Source organism: Candidatus Woesearchaeota archaeon (genome assembly GCA_026394965.1).
GTDB lineage: Archaea > Nanobdellota > Nanobdellia > Woesearchaeales > 0-14-0-80-44-23 > JAPLZQ01.
The window spans coordinates 1-4,778 of the sequence record JAPLZQ010000106.1 but is presented as its reverse complement, the minus strand read 5'-3'; the positions used below and the strand labels follow the sequence as shown (position 1 = coordinate 4,778).

The 4,778-nt window shown below is 43.0% G+C and carries 6 protein-coding genes; 2 read left to right on the top strand and 4 right to left on the bottom strand.

Annotated features, from left to right (window positions below):
• Nucleotides 1-55 precede the first annotated feature (55 nt).
• Both NTV63_05035 and NTV63_05030 read right to left on the bottom strand, forming a co-directional pair.
• The gene (locus tag NTV63_05035) at nucleotides 56-421 is read right to left on the bottom strand and encodes a hypothetical protein (GenBank protein MCX6710282.1); all 366 of its coding nucleotides are present in this window, start codon (nucleotides 419-421) and stop codon (nucleotides 56-58) included.
• Between the two features lie 98 nt (nucleotides 422-519).
• Nucleotides 520-1,152 carry a ZPR1 zinc finger domain-containing protein gene (locus NTV63_05030; GenBank protein ID MCX6710281.1) on the bottom strand — a complete coding sequence of 211 codons (633 nt, stop codon included), beginning with the start codon at nucleotides 1,150-1,152 and terminating at the stop codon, nucleotides 520-522.
• Nucleotides 1,153-1,259: 107 nt separating this feature from the next.
• Between NTV63_05030 and lonB the strand changes: the two genes are divergently transcribed.
• The gene (gene lonB, locus NTV63_05025; protein ID MCX6710280.1) at nucleotides 1,260-3,125 is read left to right on the top strand and encodes an ATP-dependent protease LonB; all 1,866 of its coding nucleotides are present in this window, start codon (nucleotides 1,260-1,262) and stop codon (nucleotides 3,123-3,125) included.
• 8 nt (nucleotides 3,126-3,133) lie between these two features.
• Here the strand turns inward: lonB and NTV63_05020 are convergent, their stop codons facing one another.
• The gene (locus tag NTV63_05020) at nucleotides 3,134-3,643 is read right to left on the bottom strand and encodes a phosphoribosyltransferase family protein (protein ID MCX6710279.1); all 510 of its coding nucleotides are present in this window, start codon (nucleotides 3,641-3,643) and stop codon (nucleotides 3,134-3,136) included.
• A gap of 42 nt (nucleotides 3,644-3,685) precedes the next feature.
• On the bottom strand, nucleotides 3,686-4,483 hold the full coding sequence (locus NTV63_05015) for a PAC2 family protein (protein ID MCX6710278.1): 798 nt from the start codon (nucleotides 4,481-4,483) through the stop codon (nucleotides 3,686-3,688).
• A 190-nt stretch (nucleotides 4,484-4,673) separates the two neighbouring features.
• Between NTV63_05015 and NTV63_05010 the strand changes: the two genes are divergently transcribed.
• The coding region (locus tag NTV63_05010) for a DNA-directed RNA polymerase (GenBank protein ID MCX6710277.1) at nucleotides 4,674-4,778 on the top strand (105 nt) is incomplete at its 3' end.

Sequence of the window (4,778 nt, the reverse complement as noted above, 5' to 3'; positions counted from 1 at the left end):
TCACCTGCTCCATATCGGCCATTAAATCACCTTTTTTAATTAGCGCAAAATAAAGTCACTTTTTCTCTTCATCTGGTTTCTTCTCTTCGGCGTTGGATTCTTTTTTCTCCTCGGGCTTTTCAATCGGATTCTCTGATTCCTTTTTTTCCTCAGAAAATTTTGGCTCTTCTTTTTTGCCTTCTTGCTGGGCGCTTTTTTCCCTGAAGAGCTCGGAGACGCTTTTCTTATCGTCTCCTATCATATATTCATCTTTCTTTTTTTTGTAGTAGCCCGCAAGAACCTTCTCGCGCGCAATCATTTTCTTTGCAAGATTCACGGAATCTGCAATGCTTGCAGCAATGCCGTTCTTCCTTAATGATTCAGCAAGGGTGTTTATCCGCTCCTGCTCTTCAACCTCCTGATTCAGGTTTTCAGGGTTCATTTTTCTCACTTCGCACTGCTTTTTATTTTCCTAAAAAAGCTAAAATACGGGGGTATTTTTAAATATTTTGTATATTTGTATATAGAAAACTAAAATATTCACTTCTTTCCAATCTTCTCTACAACTGCCTTGTCTGAGATTATGGCTGAGTTGCCTTCCGGGTCCTCTATTATGATTTTTACCTTCTCCCTTCCCCAGATGGTTCTGTCAATTTTTTTCATCATGTTCTTTGCCTTGTCTTTTGCCTCATCTTCCTCATCCTCATTGTCCCTTATGCCCTGAAGGATGTCCTTGAACTTCATGAGAAGCCCCTCTACGTTTGTGACAAAGCCCTCTGAGAACTCTCCCGGCTCCATGTTCCCTATGTATGGAATCTTTACTGTTGCGCTGCTTGATTTTACAATCCTTATCTTCATGTCCTCTTCTGAAGTGACTTCAAGGCTGTATCTTGCAGCATCATGCTTTTCTATGCTTTCTATGTCTGACTTCCTGAATTCGCAGTTGCTGCATTCCATTGAGAAAACAGATACCGGACCGAAATACGGAATGTCCATGTCTTCTTCCTTGAGAGTAAGATTGTTGGTGCTGCACACAGGGCAAATCTGCCCGGGAAGGACTGCTGGTTCCCTGAGAATTTCCTTTTCACCTTCTTCGGAAATTGAATCTGGCTCTTTTTTTCCCTTGGAATCCTTATCTTTTTTCTCAGCATCTCCCTTTTTTCTTGCAGCCATTTCTAAACCAATAAAACTATTCATATAAAAATATTTTGTTTTTGATTTTTTAATTATTGCACACTTCAAAAAGATTTTTAAGCAAGTTCAGAATAACCCATGTTTAGATGATAAAATTCAGGACAACTGCGGACATCAAGGTTGGAAAGAACATAATAGACCAGGTTATCGGGCAGGATGAGGCAGTCAATATCATGAAAAAGGCTGCAAGGCAGAGAAGGCATGTTCTTCTGATTGGCGAGCCGGGAACAGGAAAGTCAATGCTTGGCATGGCTCTTGCAGAGCTGCTTCCCAAGGAGAAGCTTGTTGACATAGTTTCATTCTACAATCCCAATGATGACAACCAGCCTCTTATAAGGACTGTTCCTGCGGGAAAGGGGCGCGAGCTTGTTGCAAGGGCAAAGGCAGAGGCTGCAGTGTCAATGAAGAACCAGAACATATTCCCGCTTATACTTACAATAATTTCATTTATTGTTCCCTGGTGGGCGCGCTCCTACTACAAGTCAGACATAATATTTGCAGCGCTCTTCATAGGAGGGATGCTTTTTGTGGCAAGCATGATTTTTGCAAGCAATATTGCAAAGCCGAGGGCAATATCCATTTTTGCCCCAAAGGTGATAGTGGATAATTTTGGAAGGAAGCACTCCCCATTCTTTGATGCAACAGGCGCGCACGCAGGCGCTCTTCTTGGAGATGTTCTTCACGATCCGTTCCAAAGCGGAGGGCTTGGGACTCCGGCGCATGAAAGGGTTGTTGCTGGAATGATTCACAAGGCGCACATGGGCGTGCTTTTCATAGACGAGATTGCAACGCTTGAGCCGTCAACCCAGCAGGAGCTTTTAACTGCGCTTCAGGAGGGAAGGTATGCCATAACAGGACAGTCTGAGAGAAGCGCAGGCGCAATGGTAAGGACTGACATGGTGCCCTGCAACTTTATTCTTGTTGCAGCAGGAAACCTTCAGACAGTTAAGAACATGCATCCTGCGCTTCGCTCAAGGATAAGGGGATATGGATATGAAGTTTACATGCATGACACAATGAAAGACACTCCTGAGAACCGCGACAAGATTGTCAGGTTTATTGCGCAGGAGGTTGTCAAGGACAAAAAGATTCCGCACTTTTCAAGAAGCGCTGTTGATGTCATAATTAACCAGGCAAGGAAGATGGCAAACAGGAAAGAGCATCTCACCCTGAGATTAAGGGAGCTTGGCGGGCTTATAAGGGCTGCAGGAGACCTTGCATCTGAGGAAGGGGCAAAATTTGTGGATGCAAAGCATGTTTACAATGCAAAGAAGATTGCAAGAACTCTTGAGCAGCAGCTAGCAGACCAGTACATTGACAGGAAGAGGGAATATGAGGTAATCAGGGTTTCAGGAAAGCAGGTTGGAAGGGTTAACGGGCTTGCTGTAATCGGGGGTGAAGATGCCTTCTCAGGGATAATACTCCCAATAGAGGCAGAGGTGACAGCAGGAGGGAAGCAGAAGGACTTTACTGCAACAGGAAAGCTCGGCGAGATTGCAAAGGAGGCAATAATAAATGTTTCTGCAATTGTCAAGAAATACTTCGGGGAAGACATAAAGAAATATGACACATATGTCCAGTTCCTGCAGACATATGAGGGAGTTGAGGGTGACAGCGCAAGCGTTGCAGTTGCAACAGCAATAATAAGTGCGCTCAAGAAAATCCCTGTGAAGCAGGAGTATGCAATGACCGGCTCCCTTTCTGTAAGGGGGGAAGTGCTTCCAGTAGGTGGAGTTTCGGCAAAGGTTGAGGCTGCAATTGACGCAGGGGTAAAATGCGTAATTGTACCAAAGTCAAACATGCAGGACATTGTAATTGATGAAGAACGCTTATCAAAGATAAAACTCATCCCTGTTGAAAGCATAATAGATGTCCTAAAAGAAGTAATGGACTGGAACAGCAAGGAAGAAATAATCAGAAAAATTGAAGACATTGAAAAAGGAAGAAAGTAAAAATTCTTTTAGCCCCAGGGATATTCAATCCAGCAGTCGGGAGTTTTTTTCCCGTAATACAATCTGACATTCTCAGGAATGCTTCCATCTTTTTCCTTGTCTTTGGAGTGCACAACAAGAATCCTGAGTTCAGAAATATTCAGGGAAAGAAGGTAATCTGATGCTTTCTCAAGAGTTCTCCTTGTGTCATCCACTTCATCAACCATCAGTATTTTTGAGCCCGCAATTTTTTCCTCAAGCTCTGAATCCAGCTTCTGCCTCATCACAATATCCGGAAGGCTGTTTTTTCTGCTTCCGTAGCTCGAAAGCCCGATTACATAAACCGGGATGTCGCAGCAGGGAAAATCTTTGTTAAGAAAGAATTTTGCCATCCTTGCAGGAGTCAAGCCGCCTGAGCTTATCCCGACAATTGCATCAGGAAAATATTCATCCTTAATAACTTCTGAGCATGCTTTCTCAACAAGGCAGTTGATGTCATCATAAGAAACTTTTATCGGTTGAAGATTTTCAGGCGCCATAGAGCAGGAAAGAAATAATTATTAATAAAATTATCGGTTAATCTATCCTATGTAACTTGTGTCGCTTCTGAAATGCTTCTGCAGGCTCTTCAGCTCATCCTTGCTTGGCATCTTCTTCATTGAAGGGAGCGGCTTAGCCATCTGCCCGTCAAGCTCTTTTATGTCCTTGTCAAGCTTTTCTGTCTTGATTTTCAGGTTAAGCTTCTTGTTCAGAATATTCACTATCTCCTTTGCCCCCTTTATCCCTATGTACATCGGATGCCCGAATGTCTCTGCAAGAAGCGCTATTCCAGGCGCTTTGTTCTTGTTTGAAAGCCCCAGAAGAAGCCCTGCAGCCCCTATTATCGGGCCTACAATGCCATAGAGCTTGCATTCAATTTCAGTGCCTTTCTTGTATTTCTCAATAAGCTCCTTTGAATTGCCTGTGCAGAAAACCTTAGGGCTTTCAGGCGCCTCAGATAGTCCAATCCCCCCAAGCGTTATTATCTCGCTTCCGCCCATTTTATCAAAAATATCAAGTATCTTCTCAGCAAATTCATAAGATGATGCCTCATCAACAGGCTGGACATCCCCTGCAAGAAACAGCAGGTCCCTTCCGTCCTTCATCTTCTTTGCATAAATCCTTACAGATGGAAGCTCAACAAGGTTTTTTTCATTTACAAAAACAGAGTGGGGAAAGCTGTCAGAGAATATCTCATATACTTTATCAGGCTTAAGCTCTTCAACAATGAAGTCAACTGCAATCTTTCCGACGTTACCTATCCCAGGAAGCCCTTCCACAAGTATTGGCTTATTCAGTTTTGGAAGCTTTTTTGAAGACTGCCTTATGTCCCATTTCATAATTCTGTGGGTTTTATCCCGCCTTTAAAAACCTTTTGTAACCCCTCGGTAAAAAGTGCACAAATCGCGCGTTTACTCCCAAAAATAGTTAAGTTTATATACTGGAGCCCTGTTTTTTATTTTTAGTATACAAATGATACTGTTTCTAAGCGTTCATTCGTATAACTAAGAAACACAAGGGTGAATATAAATGGGATTTGATGACAGATCTGGCGGAAGAAGAAATAGCTTCGGACCAAGAGAAATGCACAAGGCTGTTTGCGCTGATTGCGGACAGGAATGCGAAGTTCCTTTC

What these genes read in the sequence shown, in the direction of transcription:
- NTV63_05035 (MCX6710282.1), bottom strand. Translation starts at nt 421, where the DNA reads ATGAACCCTGAAAACCTGAATCAGGAGGTTGAAGAGCAGGAGCGGATA.
- NTV63_05030 (MCX6710281.1), bottom strand. Translation starts at nt 1,152, where the DNA reads ATGGCTGCAAGAAAAAAGGGAGATGCTGAGAAAAAAGATAAGGATTCC.
- lonB (MCX6710280.1), top strand. Translation starts at nt 1,260, where the DNA reads ATGATAAAATTCAGGACAACTGCGGACATCAAGGTTGGAAAGAACATA.
- NTV63_05020 (MCX6710279.1), bottom strand. Translation starts at nt 3,643, where the DNA reads ATGGCGCCTGAAAATCTTCAACCGATAAAAGTTTCTTATGATGACATC.
- NTV63_05015 (MCX6710278.1), bottom strand. Translation starts at nt 4,483, where the DNA reads ATGAAATGGGACATAAGGCAGTCTTCAAAAAAGCTTCCAAAACTGAAT.